Origin of the sequence: Clostridioides sp. ES-S-0123-01, assembly GCF_020658415.1 — a bacterium.
In the GTDB taxonomy this organism is placed as follows: domain Bacteria; phylum Bacillota; class Clostridia; order Peptostreptococcales; family Peptostreptococcaceae; genus Clostridioides.
Genome location: NZ_JACVWD010000006.1, coordinates 50622 through 71177, shown reverse-complemented (window position 1 = coordinate 71177; position 20556 = coordinate 50622). Strand labels below are relative to the sequence as shown.

Genomic DNA, 20556 nt, shown 5'->3' with positions numbered 1-20556 from the left:
TTTCCTCCTAATTATTTGAACACTATACTATAATTTTCTTTGAAACATATTCGCTTGTACTAGATGACATGATACCTCCATAAGTTAATAAAAAATCTACATTGTCGCCTAATTTATAATCACATTTTGTATTACTTACATCTAATATCATGTGGTCTGAACTTGCCCCTAATATCTCTATATCAGTGTCTATTGGAATTAAAGAGTCAATATTTATGTCCTGTTTACCTATGGCTATAATTGCCCTTTTTAAGATTCCTTTATCTTCATAAACAGGTTTATTTCTAAACGCATCAACTCCTATTTCTCCAATAGGAACTGATGGTTTTTCTTTACATTCAACTATTTGACATATTAATTTGAATACATCTTGATATGTCCCATTTATATTTTTACCGTATGCCGTTTCTCTACCAAGTAAAATAGATTCACCTATTCTCAAATTATTAATACCTTCTGGCATATTATTACTTGTCATTAAATGTATAGAACTTGAATTACCTCCTGATACTATTTCTAGATTTATTCCAAATTTACCTTCTATCTTTTGAGCTATACTTACTAGCCTACCTGTATTTTCTTTAGATGGTATAATAGCTCCATAACAAGTTAAGTTTGTAGCTATACCAATTATTTTAATATTTTTTAGTTTTACTATCTCTTTTATACTATTAAAGAGGTCTTCTTCATAAAAATACCCTTCTCGTAAATCTCCTAAGTCAAACATAAGAACTATATTATGAATAATATTTTTACTTTCACATAATTCATTTAATTTCTTTATAGTTTCTAATTCTGAGTTAAAACTTATATCACAATAATTGATAACTTCTTCTAGTTCACTTATCATGGGTATTCTAATTAGTATTTTAGGTAAATTTATATTTTGTAACTTTTTTAAGTTTTGTATTCTTGAATCTGCTATATGATCTATTCCTTCATTATATACTGCTTCTACTATTTCTTTTCGTGCACAAAATGATTTAGTTACGAAAGATACTTTAATGTTTCTTTCATGACAACTCTGTAAAATTACTTTAGCATTATGTCTTAATTTTTCTATATCTATTTCTAATCTAGGGTACATAGTCTTTCCTCCTTGAAGTTTAAACTTTTTAGTAGGAGCTTAAGAGATGCTTCTTCGTATTTTTTAGATAAAACCCCCATAGATGCCATAATATAGTCATTATCTATCAATATCTTTGTTTTTTCCTTTGGAAATAGTAATTCTTTATTTTTATTGTATTTAGTTATACCATCTAATATTTTAATTCTACTAGGGAGCCTAGTAAGTGCTCCCCCTGTACCCACTATATATCTTACTTCTGTTAAATCTTTTCCTTCTGCAATTTTGGTTTTTCCAGTTGTTCCATAAATATTTCTTATTTTCCCTGAATGCCTTAACATAGCTTTAATAACAGCTTCTTTTGTCAATCTCTCCACAAATAATATTTCTTCTTTTGATTTTGGTATTGGTGGATAATTATCTATTACTTTATCAATATCTATAGATAATTCATTTTGTAAATTTTCTTTACCTATAACTTCTACTATATTTTTCATATTTACATATACACCTAAATCTCCCTCAACACTTCTCTTAGCTACAGGTTCAGGATTAACTAATATTTTATTAATATAGTCACTCCCATATGTAACAGAATGCACATCAGTAGTTGCTCCACCTACATCTAGAGTTAATAAATCTCCAATATTTTTATATAAAAGTTTAGAAGCTTCCATTACAGCCCCTGGAGTTGGGGTAATATTTTCATTAACCATTTCTTTGATATACCTCATTCCTGGCGCTGTAGTTATGTGGTCTTCAAACACACCTTGAATGATTTTTCTTGTAGGTTCTATATTCAATAAATCTATTTTAGGGTATACATTTTCTGTTATATAAAGCTTATAATTCGTATCTTCAAATATTAACCTTACTTCTTCTTGATTTTCAACATTACCAGCATATATAACTGGTATACCTAAACTCATAGAAGCTATCATTTCAGCATTATAAATAGCTGTATCTCTTTCTCCATAGTCAACTCCACCAGCTATTAAGATTATGTTGGGATTTATTTCTTTTATTTTCTTTAAATCAGTTCTTTTAATTCTACCTGATGTTACTTGACGAATAACAGCTCCAGCTCCTAGAGCAGCTTCTTTAGCTGCTTTTACTGTCATATCATACACTAATCCATGAACAGTCATTTTTAATCCACCAGCTGCACTAGAAGTTGCAAACATATCATTATACTTTATATCATCTACAGATAATTTATTAGCTAAATCTTTAATAGCACCCGATAAGCCATTTCTTACATCGCCACCTTCAAATACTGTTGTTGGAGCCTGACCTTGACCCGAAAATACAGGATTATCAGAATCAATATTATGGAAAGCGTTTACTACAGTGGTAGTACTTCCTATTTCAGCTACCAACACATCTATTTTTAAAGAAACTTTTTTATTCTCCATTATTTATTATTCATTTCTCTTCTTTTTTCAACTAAGAAAGTGGCTACATGTATACCTTTGCTGTTTCTTCCAAATCCAGCATCTATTCCTTGTTCAATGGCTATTTCAGGTGTTACCTGTGTTCCTCCACAAGCAATCATTACTTTATCTCTTATACCTTTTTCTACACAATAATCGTGTAATTTCTTCATATTTTTATAATGAATATCATCATGACTTATTATTGTAGATGCAAGTATTGCATCTGCATTTAGCTCTATTGCTGCGTCTACTAATTTTTCTACAGGTACAGAAGTTCCCAAGTAATGACATTCTATACCATATTTTTCAATACCACCATGTTTTATATCTATTATTTCTCTTAAACCAACTGAGTGTTCGTCTTCTCCAACTGTAGCTGAAACTATTTTCATAGGCTTTTCTTCTATATCTGCTCTTATTTCTTCATCAGTTAGTACTTTAGGTTCTTCTGGTATTACTAAGTCATTTAAATCTATATCAAATGGAACTCTTCCCTTCACTTCTATCCTAGTGCCTTCGGATTCATGCATAACTTCTCTACTTATAACTTCAACTTCTTGTAAATTCATTTTTTTGACAAATTCCAATGCTGCAAACTCAGCTGTTCTTTTATCAGTAGGAAGCATCATTGTTATCATCACAATTCCATCTGCACACCATTCCATTTCAGGTTTGATTTTAGTTCCACCTCTGTATTCCTCTGATTCTTTTAGTCTATTTTCTACATTATCAAAATCATCAAGTTCATCGATATATATTATTTTGTTTGGATTTTCAAATGTACATCCATCTATTAATATTGATGGATTATCTATAGCTTTTTCATCATATTGAGCTACATTATTGTATCCAAAGTGAGCAGTTACAGGTGCTAAATAATCTTTATCTCTTTCATAAACAGTACCCTCACCAACTCCGCCTTTTATTTTTCTAGATATACCATCACCATTTCTTTCTGGATAATTTCCTGAGTCAACGAAGAATCCTTGTTCTACTGATTCAAAATATCCTCCAACTTCAAAGATTTCTTCCATATATAGTACAGCTCTTTCTTTAAGCTCTCTTGCTTTGTATCTTAATTCTCCAACATCCTTAAGTTCTATCATATCCATAAGACCATCCATGCCAACTAAAGCTTGCTTTGCTGTATCACATGCTTCTATGTTGTATATATGCCAAGGTACATTTCTACCTTCGTCAGGTGTTATAGTTGATTGTATGTCAGCTCTAGTTAGTACTGATGTTAATAAATTTAATACATGAGTAACTGTTGCTTCTCTAGTTGATGATTCCATATATTTAGTATTCATTTGAGCTCTCATCTTATAATCACTAAATAATTCTCTAAGTGCAACAGCATAAGGTAAGTCTATTCTTAAACATGGTGCTGGAGGGGCTGTTGGTGGCACTGTTGATAAGCATATATTACTTTTATCTATTCCTATTTTTTCTGAAAATATAGAATTTAAAGCGTGTTGAACCATAAGTTCAGGCATTACCTTCCATGCTTCTCTAGCCGTAGCATTAGCATTATGTGCTCCATCTATTTGAGCTATATTTGCAAAAGCCATTATTTGCTTAGCTTCACAAGCATCTACAAAAGATCTTACCATGTTTATATTTCTATATAGAACATTATATTGTGGGTCTTGATGTGCTCCATTGACCCCTTCTTCAGCAAACATTACTGCTACTTCAGGACCCGCAACACCACTTACATATGAATGGTAATTAATAGGTCTACCAACTTCTTCTTCTATAAAGTCAAGAGCTTTTCTTTGAGCTCTTACTTGTTTTCTTGTTATTGGAACACCTCCTATACCTTGAGGGGTTCCTTCTATAAGTCCGTCAAAATGTGATTGCCCAGCAGTTCTAATGACCATTAAGTGGTCAGCACCGTGATGAGCTGCCATCCTCATTCTTCTTATATCATCTTCAAATCTTCCAGAAGCTATTTCAGTAGTAATAATTGGGCTTGGTTGAGGGTCTATATTATTAAAATATTTAGATGATGGTAACCCTACACTCTTCTTTAAAGGTTTTGTACAGTCTTTATATTCAAAAGGTCCCATTTCAAGATTTTCCAAGTGTTCTCTCCAAACCCAACCTCTTCTTTTTGGTTTATATTTATCCAAATCTTTTAATATATAGTCTATATCTAATTTTTTATTTTCCTTTAACATGATTCTACCCCTTCTCTAAATAAACATGTAACTTCATCCCAATATTCACCATTAACTAATAATAAACCAGCTTCTCTAACTGATATATTTTTAGATTTAGCAAGCTTATAAACTACATGCCCTGCTCCCTTACCTATAAGACCTCTTTCCATAACACCTTCTAAAATAGGTTTTACCTCAAGAGAAGAAAATCCCATTCTTAACAAAACAGACCTTTCTATTGATGGCGTTGTATTCTTTTTGCCAAGGTCTATCATTGGTTCTACTATCTGGGCAGCTAAACTCCAAAATCTTTCTTTTAACTCATCATCGCTCAATTTCTGAAGATGTTTTCTTCTAACCTCAAAATCATCCTCTCTTTTTTTCATGAACATTCCCCCATTCATATTAATTTAAGTGAATTTTCCAACTATTCATTTCATGTTAAATTAAAAAATAGTAATTATTATAAATTATCTAACGTATCAATAACAAAATCTCTTGAACTTTTTACTTCTTTCATTAGAAACTCTATATCTTCATTACTTAGACTATTAACATCATCAATACCATTATGAGATATACAATTTTTTATAAATGATTTTCTTATTTTATTTATGTCGATATCAACACATTTTAATAATTCTGGTCTTTCTGGTAATATTAAGTTTACTCCTGCAATTTCTTCTCTTGGATTTCCAAATTTTATATCTATTCCATTTTCTTTTGCAAATGTAAGCTGTGGACATATGTGTTTACCTGCACCTGTATACTCTGTCTCTTGTACTACTACAACTTTATCTTCATCCAATTCTTGTGCTAAGGAAAATGCTGCTGCTAAAGATGTATTTCCAGCAGGTCCTCTTTCTATACCTTCCAACTGTGCCAATAATTCAGTTGTATAGAAAACTTCTCCTTGTTTTACTAACACATATCTGTCCATATATCTAAGTGGTCTAGCTGCAGACCTAGGTACATCTGACCTATCAGGCCATGTACAGAATGGTATACCAAAACCTGTATGTCCTGTTGTAAATGATTTTTTATTAAATTGACTATCACTAGCCATGTGTAATCCTTTTAAATCAACACTTGCTCCAACTACTTTTGTGTTAAGAGAACCAGCTTTTATTAGTCCTCTTGCTGTTCCAGTGAGATTACCTCCACCTGCATTTGTACAAACAACTACATCAGGGTCTTTTTTATATTTTTCTCTAAATTGAATAGCTAGCTCATATCCTAAAGTTTCTACACCTGCAATTCCAAATGGTGAATATAACGATGCGTTAAAATAGCTTGTTTCTTCTAGTAGGACTAAGAATGTATAAAATAATTCTGGTCCAACAGTTAATTGAATAACTTCTGCACCATATGCCTCACATTTTCTTGCTTTCTCTATAATCTCAGGTTGACCTAGACCATTAGAATCATAACATTCTTGAACTATTATACATTTTAAACCCTGCATTGCTGCCTGAGATGCTACAGCTGCTCCATAGTTACCACTAGTAGCTGCTATTACACCTTTATATCCCATTTTTTTAGCATGATATACTGCAGTAGCTGCTCTTCTTGCTTTAAAACTACCAGATGCATTCATTGCTTCATCTTTTACAAATATTCTAGCACCTTTACCTTCTGGAGCACATCTTCTGGCCAACTTAGTTAAATTTTTAAGTTCTATTATAGGAGTATTTCCAACAGCATATTGTGATTGAATTGCTTCAATATCTTGTAATGTATATCCTGTTTCACCCATCATTTTTTCATAGTCAAATCCTATTCCTTCTTGTTCAAAAGATGAGTAATCCAATCCAATTGCGTTTTTCATTATTTCATTGTTTCTTCCCATGACAGCTTGATAGCTCATATCTTTCATTGATGCTGCATTATTCATTATATACACCTCCAAATAATATTTCTTTAGCCTGTATTCCTATTTGGAGTAACTCAGGTATACATTTACCATAATCATGAGTATAATATGGATTTACTTTAAGTAAATCACCTTTTACAAGTCTACCCGTAATTGTTTTAACTTCTACTAAATCACCTATAGAGGCATCCTTTTGTATAAACCCTTTAACCCACATTTCTAAGGATACTTTCTTAGTATCCTCTGGAACTTGTGGAGCTCTTTCTTCTGGAGTCAACACTATATTGTGTATAATAACCCAATCATTAATTTTAGCATCCATTTTTTCATCCCCTTATCAGCTAACTGTTATTTTATTAATTTGCTTTTGACTCTTCTTCTAACTCAATTTCTATCTGATTTCTTATATCTCCCATTATTGCTCTAGGTACTGGTATATCCAACATAGTTTTAAGGCCTGGTCTAGCATTTATTATTAATGGAATAGAGTTTACTATCATTGCATAAGTACCTACCCCTCCAGGTATTTCAGGATTTATTTGTAAATCAATATTTGGTATCCCTTTTATTGATACATAGTCTCCTGTTTTAATACCTTCTGCTTCAGGTATTATCTGTTGTGGATGCTCCATTTCAATTAAAACATCTCCATTTACATATCCATATCCACATTGTCTACAACCAGCAACATTTCCAGCCAATGCCTCTCCGTACTTAGATTTTCTATCTACTGTAGTCATTATTGGTTCTTTTGTTTGTTCTATCTTATCTAGTTTCCACCCTAATCCATCAGCTATCATATTTATTGATTCTACAAATCCTACATGACCTGCTATAGTATTATTTTCTACACCTTTTATGAACTCTTCTTTTGTTACTCCAACACCTTGTTCTACCATAACAGATTTTCCAAATGGTGATAAATCATTTACCCTCTTCGCTTTTATACTATTAACTTCTTCACAAGTACCTGAAAGCGCTAATACTAGTAAATCTAGTACAAACCCTGGATTGATTCCTGTTCCAAGAATACTTACTCCATTCTCTTTTGCAACTTCATCCATTTTCTTAGCCAAGTCTGCATCATCAGCTTGTGGATATGCCATTTGTTCTGCTGTTGATATAACATTTATTTTTCTATTTAATAAGAACATTATTTTATCAAAAGCCTTTTTAGTAAATGAATCAGTTGCTAATAAAACAACATCTACACTTTTTTCTTTAAAAACTTCTTCATAATTTCCATTGATAATAACTTCTGTTCTTTCTCCTCTTTCAATTCCTAGGACATCATACATACTTTTACCTGAAGTACTTCTACTGCAAACAGATACTATTTCTATACCTTCTTTTTTTAAAATCATATTAGCCATGCCTATCCCCATAGCTCCAAATCCCCATATACCAACTCTTACTTTTCTCATATATACACCCTCCTAAAAATTTATATTCTTAATTATTAGTTAAAGCATGAATCGTGCCAACTTCAAAACAAAAATAAATATTTATTAGAACGTTGAAACTATAATTATCTTGTTATGTATTTTCATAAATAAAAAATAATATTTTTTCTGAGAAATAAAAAAAGAGCAAAAAAATTTGCTCTTTTATAATAATTTTGCGCCTTTATTTTACTTCTTTATAGGACTTTAATATTATATTTTTTTATTTTATATTGTAAATTTTGCCTATTCATACCTAAAATTGATGCAGCCTTAGTTATATTATATGATGCCTTTTCTAATGATTCATATATATACTTCTCTTCTATCTCACTGAGAACATTATTAAGTGTCTTATTCTCTAAATCATTTAAAGAATAAGTATTCCCCTCTTTATTCTCTTTAAGATTGTAATAGTCATTTAAATTAATCATGCTTGTTTCTATTTGTATCTCGTTTTCCATCATACTCATAGTACAATAAATTATGTTTTCTAGTTCTCTTATGTTCCCTTGCCAGTCATAATTTTTTAAAACCCTGATAGCTTCATCTGAAATACCTACTACTTTTTTATTTAACTTTTTATTATACTTTGAAATAAATTTTTTGCATAATACAGATATATCCTCTTTTCTATCTCTAAGAGGAGGAATTTTTATATCTATTATGTTAAGCCTATAATATAAATCTTTTCTCATTTTATTCTCATTTAAAATAACTTTTGGACTTTCATTTGTTGTTGCAATAATTCTTACATCAACAGGTATATCCTTAGTCCCTCCAACTCTTCTTACATAACCTTCCTGCAAAACTCTTAGCAATTTAGCCTGTAACATAATAGGCATGGAGTTTATTTCATCTAATAATAATGTCCCTTTGTTAGCTTGCTCAAATAAACCTGGCCTGTCTATTGCCCCTGTAAATCCTCCCTTAGCAGTTCCAAATAGTATTCCTTCGAATAATGATTCTGGTAAAGCTGCACAATTTTGTGCTATAAATGGATAATTTTTTCTATTACTTCCATAGTGAATGGACTGGCTAAATAGCTCTTTGCCTGTCCCAGTTTCACCATATATAAATACTGAGGCATCAGACTTACAAGCTTTCTTAGATTTTGCTATTGCCTCTTTAATCAGATTACTTTCCCCTAAAATATCATCAAATTCATAGCCCTTTTTTTGTTTATTGTCAACTTTATTAATTAAATTTTTTTTATAGCTTCTGTTTAATAAATTTTCTATAGTTGTCATATTCTTTGATATTTCAAGTGCCCCTACAAATTCTCCTTTAATATCAATTGGTATCGTAGTATTTATTGCTGTTATTTCTTTTCCATTTTTATCTAGATATTTTTGAATATTGTCTTTAATAATTTCCCTTTTTTCCAAAACTTCTACTAGTGTACTTCTATTTATTTTCATTTTGCTGACTATATCAAAAAATGAATTAGTTAAAACATCATGTCTATTCATTTTTTCCATTTTTTGTACAGAATCATTGTAGATTATAGTTTTCCCTTCTTTATTAACAAAATGTACCCCTTCATCAATATTTTCCAATATTTCATTCATTACTTTAAAAAATATTTCTTGGTTCAACTATATCACCCCAGTACCTAAATATATAACAACCCAAAAATAAGTAAAATATTTCTATATATTTATCTTATCACATATTTATGATATTTTTTATGTCCATTATATTTTTAATTAATACTTGATGAACTACATAGTAAAGCATGAATAGTAATGGTTATATTCTTAGTATTTTCCCTTTTGTTGATATTTCCTTATTAAAAAAAATATTCTAAATATATTATTTATACTCAAATATTATCTAAAAAAGAGTATTTGTATACCTTTATTCTCGTACATATTTTTAACTTAAAATATAAACTTTATATAAAACAAGTTAAAATATACTTAATTAAAATACGTAAAAAAGAGCTATCACAGAACAAATTTAATTTACTCATGCGATAACTCGATTCTACAAACTAATATTTAATTTTCATAATATTTATTTCTAAAAAGCAGTCTCATGCCCAACATAACAGGCTATGCCATTATCTAAAAATATGTCCTGTAATTCTTCAAGATGCTCTTCATCAACATCTCCTTTATCAGAATACTCATATTCTTTACCTAATTGAATCCATTTTGACTCTCCTAGTCTATGAAATGGTAACAGATTAATTTCTACTAAATTATTTTTATGCATAAAAGATATAATATCATTTATATTTTCTATACTATCATTAAATCCTGAAATAACTGGTACTCTAAGTACTAATCTTCCACCCCAGTCAGAGTTTACAAGATTTGATATGTTTTCTAATACTAAATCATTATACACACCTGTTTGTTCCTTATGCTTTTCTCTATCCATATGTTTTATATCAATAAATGCAAAGTCGATATCCTTAAATATATTATTAAAAATTTCATTTGAAACACATGCACTCGTTTCAATAGCAGTGTGCACATTTGTTTCATGACATTTTAATAGCACTTCATGTAAAAATTCATGTTGAAGTAGTGGCTCTCCTCCACTAAATGTTACTCCTCCATTACTTCTCCAGTTATTAGAATCACGCTTAATCACCTTTACAAGTTCCTCTACAGTATATGGCTTTGCACATAATTTAAACGCATTATAATAACACAAATTGACACATTCAAAACTCTCACAATTCTTACATATGCCCCAATCTATGACTGGCTTATTGTCAAGGTCAAAACTCAATGCACCATTTTTACATTTACCATGACATACAGTACATCCATTTTCATATTGACAAGACAACTCACTAAACATCATATGTGGTCTAACAGTCCAACTTTCAGGATTTGCACACCACTTACAACTAAGTGGACATCCATTTAAAAACACAGTTGTTCTACAACCTGGCCCATCATGAACTGAAAAGCTTTGTATATCAAAAATCATTCCTTCTAATTGTCTTTGACTATTCATTAAACACATGCCCTTCACAAGTAATTGCGTTTAATGTTGAGTATACCCAATCTTCATTCTCTAGCCCAACACATTTACCTATACCTTCATCATTAGCATCAACAAAATTTTTACAATTTTTACATTTTGGCATTACTTTTATTTCTGAACATGCTTCATCATCTAAATTAATCATTTGTTTTGATAATCTACAAATCCCTTTAGTCGCATCTACTGCGCAAAAATTCATACAATCACTATGTTTTCTCATATTTTACACCCCTTCATACTCTGTTCTAGCAATTACTTCATCTTGTATTGGTTTACCTAGTTCACACCAGTATTGAGTAAATCCAGCAACACGTACCATTAGTTGACGATAATTATCAGGATTTTTTTGTGCGTCTTTCAAAGTTTCTGAGTCCACAACATTGTATTGAATATGGAATCCACCTTTTCTCAAGTAACTTCTTGTTAAATCTAACAGTTTTTTTGTTCCTTGTTGTCCTCTAATAGTTGTAGGATGAAGTTTTAAATTCATTTGAGAATTTTGAACTACTGCTTGATCCCAAATAGTCGCAGATTCAAATAATGCATACACACCATTTTTATCTGTTCCTGCATATGCAGAAACTGAACCATCTGAATATGTTGTTCCACTTAATCTACCATCTGGGGTAGCTAAAGTAGCAGCTCCTTGTGGTCCATGTGTAGATACAGAAATTTGACAAGGATACATTTTTTTAGCATATAAAGATTGTGCTTCTTCACACACTTTTGCTAGCCATATTTCATAATTTTTAAGAATCATATCTGCATACAAATCATTGTTTCCATATTTAGGTGCATCAAGACAGGCCTTATAAATAGCATCATATTTGCCAGTCTTATCCACTTTTACTTGGTCTGCCATAGAATAATTACCAACTTCTAATGCATCTTTAAATCCAAAATTATTTAATACAGCATCCTTCATTTCTTCAACTGTAAAAGCTTTGTCATCATATACAAGTTTTTTAAGTGCAGCAAATGAGTTAACCATAGTAACAGTTCCACAAGTTTCTACATTTAATGTTGCATTATAACGATATCCCATATTTCCTATATGTTGACCTTTATCTAAACAGTCTGGTTTTAATAGAGAATTTATTATAGAAGTATCAAACTTTCTCCATATATCTAACTCAATATTATTTGCTCTCTCAAGAACATTTATTGCTTGTTTATAATAGTCTTTAAATACTTCTACAACTTCTTCATAAGTATCTAATGGCTTATTATGAGGTTCAAATACTTGTATATTCATACGATGGTCTTTACCATTCATGAGAACAAGTTCTAATATTTTAGGATTAGCAATAAAGTGAACTCCAGAACCAGCAGATTGTCCTGCTCCACCTGCAATAGAATATGTCTTTCCATTTAAAGTCAGTTGTTTCCAGCATCCTGGAGATGTTTCCAGACATCCACCTAATGCAAATGCTCTAGCTTCTTCAACAGTCATTCCTTCATCAGCAAATTGCTTCATCATAAATGTTGTCCCATTTGAATTGTTTACCCATGCTGGATAACCAGAACCAAGTTTTGTACATTCAACAGCTTTCATTAAAAAATCTTCTGGAAGTTTTTCATCATATAACATAGTTAAGCTAGGCTGAGGAGTTCTACATCTCATACTTGCCTCTAATAATAATTCTTCTAATTCATTAGCTCCTGTAGAACCATCTTCTCTTAAGCCACCTATAGATAAAGTATTGAATGTATTTCCTGATAAGACTCCTCCATTTACACCTGCTGAAGCAAAACAGTCAATACAAGTGATTTTTATTCTATAAAGTTCTAATAATTCAATAACTTCTTCTTTTGTAATTAGTCCTTTTTCCATATCCTGTTCATACCAAGGATATAAAATTTGACCAAAACGACCTATAGACATACCAGATATAGCATCTTCATTTACTGATGCTATATGAATTGTATAAGTCAATTGAAGAGCTTCTCTAAATGTACGAGGTTGTTTATGTGCAATATGTTCTAATATCTCTACTAAATCTGAATATTCTTTTTTTGATTCTAAATCTGTTTCTATACTCTCTAAATATTTTGCATGTTTTGCATAGTTTAAAATCCAAGCTTGTAACCCTTCAATGACTTGAATAACAGCTTCATAAAAATATAGACGATCCATTCCGATAAGCCCATCTCCAGATGCATTTCCTGCAACTGCTTTTTTACATTCTTTTGCCATTTCTATAATTCCATCTAATCCATAATTTAAAGGATAAAAATAGTTTATAACTTCTCTACCTTGAGGAAGTGTATATCCTGAATCAAACATACATATAAGTGTACTCATTAAATTTTCTTTTAAATCATAATCTGGCATCATCTTTTCATAGTGAAATCCTAAATCTTCAACTGATTTTCCAACCCATTCCTTTGCCATTTTTACAAGAACAGGTACTTCTTCTTTTCTCATTCCAAATTTACCAGCTATTGAAACAACATTTCCAAAACTTTCAGTTACATTTCCTCCACCAGAACCAAATTTTGTAAGCTCATCTGCTGTATTACTAGCTAATTTCTTTGCTTCTTCTTTCATTTGTTCTCCCTGAGCAACAAAGAAACTTTCACTTACCCAAGGCATTGGGAAAGAACCTCTATAATGGCGTGTTTTTTGCATTACTATCTTCTCACCAGGTATTATATTTGGTGTCATATGAGAAAAAGCAGCTTTAAGAGCTTTAGCTCTTCTAACTACTGCTATATCCCCATCTGATTTTCTATATTCTCTATTGTACCAATATGGAAATTCCATATCAGCTGTAGACAATGTATTGTAATATACATTCAATAAATCATCTGCTCTTTTACTTGCTTTTTTTTCACTAAGTTCATCTAAATTTTCCTGATTTTGAAAATTTGCTTTAATATTTTTTGCTTCTAAAATACTTCTTATTTTATCTTCTTTACTTTGACTCATTTCTTCCCCTCCTTAAACTTTCTATACTTAGTATAAAACTTTTTAAGAAGGGAAAAAAAGAGTCTATTACCCACTTTCTAAAATAATCTTTCTACAAAAAAATAAAACTTAAAACATTTTAGACCATAAATTTACCTTATATCTAAATATCTAAAAACCTACTGATTTATTAAAATATAAAGATTGTCCATTGTCTTGTTTTAAGCTTTAACATATACTATATTTAATTTTATAAAAATACTTAATCAATATATTTTTAAACTTAGTTTATATTACTGGTTTATCTTAAGATTCGGAACTGCATTCAGACTCATATCATGTGTTTTATTGTTTATAAAATTATAATATCCTGCGCAACCTATCATAGCAGCATTATCTGTACATAAAATTAAAGGAGGATATTTAACTATAATTCCACTCTCTTTTGCAAGTTCTGTTATTTTAGCTCTAAGACCAGAGTTGGAAGCAACTCCACCAGAAAGAGTTATAACATCATAACCTTTATCTTTTGTCGCTTTTAATGCTTTAGTAGCTAAAACTTCAACTACTGCTTCTTGAAAAGATGCAGCAACATCTTCAACTACTATTTCTTCGTTTTTCATCCTTTTTCCATTTAAATAATTTAATACAGAAGATTTTAGACCACTAAAACTAAAGTCATAGCTATCATCTTCTAAATAAGCTCTTGGAAATTCTATAGCATGCTTATTCCCTTTTTTAGCTAAATTATCAATAATAGGTCCTCCTGGATACCCCAAATTCATAGCCCTTGAAATCTTATCAAAGGCTTCTCCAGATGCATCATCTCTAGTCTTTCCTAAAATTTCATATTTACCATAATCTTTAACTTCTACTAAGTGAGTATGACCTCCAGATACTATTAATGTTATAAAAGGAGGTTTTAAATCTTTATGCTCTATATAGTTTGCACTTAGATGTCCTTCAATATGATTTACTCCTACAAGAGGAATATCCAATGTATATGCAAGTGCTTTAGCATAAGATAATCCTACTAATAAAGCCCCTACTAGTCCTGGGCCATATGTAACTGCAATGTGGTCTATATCATTAAATCCTATATTTGCCCCATCTAAAGCTTCTTGAACAACTATATCAATATTTTCAACGTGTTTTCTTGAAGCCACCTCTGGTACTACTCCGCCAAACTTTTTATGTGTTTCTATTTGAGTAGAGATTATGTTTGAAAGTACTTCTCTACCATTTTTTAAAACTGATGCAGCTGTTTCATCACAGCTACTCTCTATAGCTAATGTTATTATATCACCCATAAACTCTACACCTCTTTTAATTGATTCCACATTATAATTGCATCTTCTTTGTTATCATTATAGTATTCTTTTCTGATTCCACCCATTTTAAATCCATATTTTCTATATAGATTTTGTGCTATTTTATTTGATGCTCTAACTTCTAATGTCATAGACGCAATATTATTATCTTTACATAAATCAACTAATCTTTTTATTAACTTATCTCCTATTTTTTTGCCTCTATAGTCACTATGAACAGCCACATTATTTATATGACCTTCATCAAGTATAAGCCAAATTCCAACATATCCAACTACTTTTCCATCTAGTTTTGCTACTATATACTTTGCTACTTCATTAGATAACTCTTTTCTAAAAGATTCTTTTGACCAATAATCTTCAAAACAATTTTTTTCCACTTCAAAAACTTCATCTATATCTTTAATAGTCATTTCTTCTATTTTTACATCATCTATTATTTGTTTTGTATTATCTTTCATTATTTATCCTCTTCATTTTTTCGTCATATTGTACTTCGGCCTGAGATTTTCTGATATACATAGGGTTTATTGTATAACAAGTATGTACATCTATATTTTTACTATATTTATTTAGTGCTACAGAACATAAGCTTCCTGCTTTAGATACATTATGAGCTGGTGAAGGTATCTTTATATTTTTTACGTTTTCTAGCTCATCCTTATATTTATAAACAGCTTCTCCAACTATTATAAATTCTTCATCACTTGATTTAATTTCCTTTAGTAAAGTTTCAAATTCTACAACATCGACACTATCTAACTCTATTAACTCTCCATCTTCAAACTTATATTTAGCTGAATACACCTGATTTTTTTGTGCATCTAATATAGAGCATATTTTTCTTTCACATAAATTCATATTACCTGCTAAAGATTCTAAAGAATTTACTGCTATTATTGGTAGATTATTTACATGGGCTATAGCTTTTACTGTAGCCATACCTATTCTAAGACCTGTAAATGAACCAGGGCCTATACATATAGCTAACAAATCCATCTCTTTTATGTTTAAATCACTTATATCCAACATATTTTCTATCATTGGCATAAGCTTTTGTGAATGAGTTTTTTTGTTATTTACTGTAAACTCACAGATTAAATTATCATCTTCAACAACTGCTACACTTGCTGCCATAGAAGATGTATCTATACCTAATATCTTCATTATTTAATCAACTCCTCAACTATACTTTTATAATAATCTCCTTTTGGAGTTAATATCATTTCTCTTCCTTCATCTTTGTACCTTAATTCTATGTTTAAATATTCTTTTGGAAGTATATCTTCTATTAAATTACCCCATTCAATTATACAGATTCCATTTGAATTTATATATTCATCATATCCAATATCATACATTTCATCACTACTACCAATTCTATAAACATCAAAATGATACAAAGGTATTTTTCCTTCATATTCGTTTATTATAGTAAAAGTTGGGCTTGTTATATAATCATTTATACCTAATGAGTCTGCTAAGCTTTGTGTCATTGTGGTCTTTCCAGCTCCTAAATCCCCCACTAAACAAATTACACTACCTTCTTTTAATAATTTACCTAATTTATATCCTATTTCTCTAGTTTTACTTTCATTTTCTAAATATATTTTTGCCATTAATTCATCTCCATCTTGATATAATCGTCGTGTGAATTTATATCACTGCTTAATTAATTATAGTATAAGCCCCAACTATTATAAAGTACTTCTATTTATCTTTTTTGTTTATCTTTCAATATTAATGATTCTATTAAAACTTATATATAATCATCAATAGCAATCCTTACATATTCTTTTGCCTTACAATTTTGTTTCAGGGCTTCTTTACATATTTCCTCTGATTGCTCTTTTACATACTTGAGAGATTTATAATTTTCTTTTACTGCTTCAATGCACATTTTTTCTGTTTGATTCTTTATATACATAAGCATCTTTCCATTTTGTCTTACAATCTCTGTACATATCTCTTCTGTATAGTTATCTATGTAATTTAGTACATCTTTAATATTGTACTTTTTATCCAAGTATCTTATAGCTCTTATACATGTTTCTTCTGTCTTATTATTAACAAATTGTAGGCTTCTTCCATCTTGTTTAACTGCTTCTAAACATATTCTTTCTGTTTGCTGATTTACATATTGTAATGCCATACCATTTTGACTTACAGCTTCAATACACATTTTTTCTGTTTGGTTTTGTACATATTTAAGTGCTTTATAGTTTCGTTTTATTGCTTCTATACATAATTCTTCACTTTGTTCTCTAACATATGCAAGACACCTGCCATCTTTTTTAATTGCTTCTAAACATATTTTTCTTGTTTGAACCTCTAAAGCTTTTAATATACTTACAACATCTATATTAGAAGAACATCTTATTGCTTTTATAATAAGTTCTTCTGTTTGACTTCTTACATACTTAAGTGCATTGCAATCTTTTTTTATTGCTTCAAGGCATATATACTCAGTTTGTTCTTTTACATATTCAAGTGCTCTATAATTGTACCTTATAGCTTCTAAACATAATTCTTCTGTTTGCTCTTTTACATACTTCAAAGCTTTATAATTCTGTCTTATAGCTAAAATACACATACCATCTGTTTGATTATTTATATTTTCTAATTCATGATAGTCATACTTCACTCTTTCCATATTTTCAATATATTCATTCGTAATATACTTTAAAGAATCTCCTAACATTTTACTATCAATGCCTATATGAATATTTTCCCAATCACTATTAAAATAATACCCTTTATCGTCTAAAAATACTTTTTTCATTTTTTTACATACTTTCATAAATCTACTCTCCTATCATCATTAAATTAGTTATTATTAAGAATTACAATTCAAAACATTATTTATTCTTAATAATAACTTTATTTTTTGTCTATTATGAATTCGCTCTGCATATTGTAGATACCTTTTTAGTATTTTAATAGTTAATCGTTTTAATTCTTCCTTTATTTTAAAAATTAAATCTGTCTAAATATTTCTTATTTTAAATACATTTTTTGATAAATTAATAAAGCCATAATGTATTTAATACATCAATCACAACATGAGACTGAAGTTATAAATAAATTATGGCTTTCCAATATATTTAATTTTAAAATTTTATATTTTCTTGTCTGATTATTTTTTTATTACATTTCCCATTTTTTTATAAAGTGGTAATGTTACTAAAGATATTATCACAGCTTTTAGTACATTAAATGGAGCTATCATCCAAATTACAAAAGTAAATAGGTCATGAATCTTAGGATTTATAGCTGAACCTAACCCTATTATAGCATCTAGTCCCATAAATTGACCATAAAGTGGTAACATTACAAAGTAATTTAACACTGAGCCAATTATAGTCATAGCTATTGTTCCTAATACAAATCCAATTAATATGCCTTTTAAATCTTTACTTTTCTTATATGAATAACAAAGTATCATTACATAAGAACCACCAATTAATATATTTGCAAACTCTCCTACTCCTCCAGTTGTTGTTGCTGTAATCGCTTGTAGTATATTTTTTACTACAACTATTCCAAATCCAACTAATGGTCCTAAAGACATCCCTCCAAATATTGCTGGAATATCTGATAAGTCAATTTTTAAGAAATCTGGAAATATACCTGGTATTGGTGCTTGAATAAACATTAGTAAATAAGATATTGCTGATAAAATTGACATTACTACTAAAGTTCTTGTTGAAATCATATTACTTCTTTTTGCTGTACTTTGCATAATTATTATCCTCCTAATAAATATATTTATATTTTTTTAGGAAAAACAAAAAACTCGAAGACCTTATCTTCGAGTTTTTATGGATATAGTTTAAACAAACTAAAATAAACTTATTTATATTCCATAAATATCTTCTCTCATCCAGACTTTACTGTCGGCTTTGGAATTTCACCAAATCAACCACATAAGTAGTTCGCGGGCTATACCGCCGGTAGGGAATCTCACCCTGCCCCGAAGATCTTCTTTGATTTTTTAATTTTCCTTACACTCTTATATTAGTTAATTTTTTAATAATTGTCAAGTTATTTTTTTTCATACACTACTTTCCCATTTATTATAGTGTAAAGTACATTACTTTGAATCTCTAGTGGAGAATTATCCCAAATTACTATATCTGCATCTTTACCAACTTCTATAGAACCTACTCTATCTTCAATTCCTAGAGTCTTAGCTGGATTTATTGTAATGGATTCTATTGCTTTTTCTTCTTTCATTCCATGCTTAACTGCTATCCCTGCACATATTGGAAGATATTGAACTGGTATTACTGGATGGTCTGTCATTATACATACATCAAGTCCTGCATTTGAAAGTATTCCAGCTGTATTAAACGTTAAATTTCTAAGTTCAAATTTAGACCTTTCTGATAATGATGGCCCTACTATTACAGGAAATCCTTCTTCCAATAGCTCCTCCACTATAAGATGACCTTCTGTACAATGGTCTAATGTAAGCTTTAAATTAAACTCTTTTGCAATCCTTATGGCTGTGAACATATCATCAGCTCTATGGGCATGTGCTTTAAAAGGAATTTCTCCTCTTAAAACGGGTATTAAACTTTCCATTTTTATATCATATTCAGGTTTTTCACAATCTTCATCATCATGACTTTCATACAGGTCGACTTCCTCTAAATATTCTTCTGCTTTTTTAAGATTCTCTCTAAGTAATGAAGCTATTGCCATTCTAGTTTGTGGAGATTTATCATCTTGACCATAACAGCTTTTTGGATTTTCTCCAAAGGCTATTTTAGATGCTACTGGATTTTTTATTACCATTTTATCAATTCTTTTCCCATAGGTCTTTATAGCTATACATTGACCTCCCATAACATTTGCACTTCCAGGAGTTGTACATACAGAAGTTATACCACCTTCAAAAGCTTCTTTAAATGTTCTGTCCATTGGATTAATCCCATCTATAGGATTTAATTGTGGTGTTATTGGGTCAGTTTCTTCATTTCCATCTGCTCCTTCAAATCCTATACCATCTTCCCACAATCCTAAATGAGTATGGGCATCTATAAACCCTGGAAACACAAATTTACCACTTGCATCTATCACCTCTACATCTAAAGGTGCTATTAAGTCTTTTCCTATCTCTATTATTTTTCCTTGGTCTATAAGTATATCTCCCTGAATTATTCCATTTGTTATGGTATTTATATTACCATTTTTTATAAAAACCATTCATTTTCCTCCTGATTTTCAATACTATACTAACTATTTTAAATATTATCTCTTTACAGTCTCATTTCATAATTTCTTAAATTTTTTATTATGCTACTTACATTTATAATTGTTA

General features: G+C 30.0%; 18 protein-coding genes and 1 riboswitch. All 18 genes read right to left on the bottom strand.

Annotation, left to right across the window (positions count from 1 at the left end):
• Window positions 1-22 precede the first annotated feature (22 nt).
• A complete protein-coding gene (gene orr, locus IC175_RS15110) occupies window positions 23-1087 on the bottom strand; it encodes an ornithine racemase Orr (protein ID WP_227483545.1) in 1065 nt (354 codons plus the stop codon).
• Window positions 1072-2481, bottom strand: a complete 1410-nt coding sequence (locus tag IC175_RS15105; RefSeq protein ID WP_227483546.1) for a GlmL-related ornithine degradation protein — start codon at window positions 2479-2481, stop codon at window positions 1072-1074. Before IC175_RS15105 ends, orr begins: the two co-directional genes overlap by 16 nt.
• The gene (gene oraE / locus IC175_RS15100; RefSeq protein ID WP_227831444.1) at window positions 2481-4685 is read right to left on the bottom strand and encodes a D-ornithine 4,5-aminomutase subunit OraE; all 2205 of its coding nucleotides are present in this window, start codon (window positions 4683-4685) and stop codon (window positions 2481-2483) included. Before oraE ends, IC175_RS15105 begins: the two co-directional genes overlap by 1 nt.
• Complete coding sequence (locus IC175_RS15095; RefSeq protein ID WP_227434576.1) at window positions 4679-5053, bottom strand: ornithine aminomutase subunit alpha; 375 nt, start codon at window positions 5051-5053, stop codon at window positions 4679-4681. Before IC175_RS15095 ends, oraE begins: the two co-directional genes overlap by 7 nt.
• A gap of 77 nt (window positions 5054-5130) precedes the next feature.
• The gene (ortB, locus tag IC175_RS15090; protein WP_227483548.1) at window positions 5131-6561 is read right to left on the bottom strand and encodes a 2-amino-4-oxopentanoate thiolase subunit OrtB; all 1431 of its coding nucleotides are present in this window, start codon (window positions 6559-6561) and stop codon (window positions 5131-5133) included.
• Complete coding sequence (gene ortA, locus IC175_RS15085) at window positions 6554-6862, bottom strand: 2-amino-4-oxopentanoate thiolase subunit OrtA (protein WP_227831446.1); 309 nt, start codon at window positions 6860-6862, stop codon at window positions 6554-6556. The genes ortB and ortA overlap by 8 nt, the downstream gene beginning before the upstream one ends.
• A gap of 34 nt (window positions 6863-6896) precedes the next feature.
• Window positions 6897-7964 (bottom strand): 2,4-diaminopentanoate dehydrogenase, encoded by a 1068-nt coding sequence (ord, locus tag IC175_RS15080; protein WP_227434573.1) that lies wholly within the window; start codon window positions 7962-7964, stop codon window positions 6897-6899.
• A 215-nt stretch (window positions 7965-8179) separates the two neighbouring features.
• Window positions 8180-9580 carry a sigma 54-interacting transcriptional regulator gene (locus IC175_RS15075; RefSeq protein ID WP_285894659.1) on the bottom strand — a complete coding sequence of 467 codons (1401 nt, stop codon included), beginning with the start codon at window positions 9578-9580 and terminating at the stop codon, window positions 8180-8182.
• Window positions 9581-10007: 427 nt separating this feature from the next.
• Window positions 10008-10958, bottom strand: coding sequence for a 4-hydroxyphenylacetate decarboxylase activase (gene hpdA, locus IC175_RS15070; protein WP_227851679.1), 951 nt, complete (start codon window positions 10956-10958; stop codon window positions 10008-10010).
• Window positions 10951-11208, bottom strand: coding sequence for a 4-hydroxyphenylacetate decarboxylase small subunit (gene hpdC, locus IC175_RS15065; RefSeq protein ID WP_227434571.1), 258 nt, complete (start codon window positions 11206-11208; stop codon window positions 10951-10953). Before hpdC ends, hpdA begins: the two co-directional genes overlap by 8 nt.
• Before the next feature lie 3 nt (window positions 11209-11211).
• On the bottom strand, window positions 11212-13920 hold the full coding sequence (gene hpdB / locus IC175_RS15060; protein WP_227434570.1) for a 4-hydroxyphenylacetate decarboxylase large subunit: 2709 nt from the start codon (window positions 13918-13920) through the stop codon (window positions 11212-11214).
• 272 nt (window positions 13921-14192) lie between these two features.
• A complete protein-coding gene (gene tsaD / locus IC175_RS15055) occupies window positions 14193-15209 on the bottom strand; it encodes a tRNA (adenosine(37)-N6)-threonylcarbamoyltransferase complex transferase subunit TsaD (protein ID WP_227434569.1) in 1017 nt (338 codons plus the stop codon).
• A gap of 5 nt (window positions 15210-15214) precedes the next feature.
• A complete protein-coding gene (gene rimI / locus IC175_RS15050) occupies window positions 15215-15691 on the bottom strand; it encodes a ribosomal protein S18-alanine N-acetyltransferase (protein ID WP_227824877.1) in 477 nt (158 codons plus the stop codon).
• Window positions 15681-16397: a tRNA (adenosine(37)-N6)-threonylcarbamoyltransferase complex dimerization subunit type 1 TsaB gene (tsaB, locus tag IC175_RS15045; RefSeq protein WP_227483550.1), complete on the bottom strand. Its 717-nt coding sequence runs from the start codon at window positions 16395-16397 to the stop codon at window positions 15681-15683. Before tsaB ends, rimI begins: the two co-directional genes overlap by 11 nt.
• Complete coding sequence (gene tsaE, locus IC175_RS15040; RefSeq protein WP_227434566.1) at window positions 16397-16849, bottom strand: tRNA (adenosine(37)-N6)-threonylcarbamoyltransferase complex ATPase subunit type 1 TsaE; 453 nt, start codon at window positions 16847-16849, stop codon at window positions 16397-16399. The genes tsaB and tsaE overlap by 1 nt, the downstream gene beginning before the upstream one ends.
• A 140-nt stretch (window positions 16850-16989) precedes the next feature.
• Window positions 16990-18030 carry a DUF4116 domain-containing protein gene (locus IC175_RS15035; RefSeq protein ID WP_227834965.1) on the bottom strand — a complete coding sequence of 347 codons (1041 nt, stop codon included), beginning with the start codon at window positions 18028-18030 and terminating at the stop codon, window positions 16990-16992.
• A 336-nt stretch (window positions 18031-18366) separates the two neighbouring features.
• Complete coding sequence (locus IC175_RS15030; RefSeq protein ID WP_227434564.1) at window positions 18367-18972, bottom strand: ECF transporter S component; 606 nt, start codon at window positions 18970-18972, stop codon at window positions 18367-18369.
• A gap of 125 nt (window positions 18973-19097) precedes the next feature.
• Window positions 19098-19215, bottom strand: a riboswitch (FMN riboswitch).
• Between the two features lie 59 nt (window positions 19216-19274).
• Window positions 19275-20441 (bottom strand): amidohydrolase, encoded by a 1167-nt coding sequence (locus tag IC175_RS15025; RefSeq protein ID WP_227824879.1) that lies wholly within the window; start codon window positions 20439-20441, stop codon window positions 19275-19277.
• Between the last annotated feature and the right edge of the window lie 115 nt (window positions 20442-20556).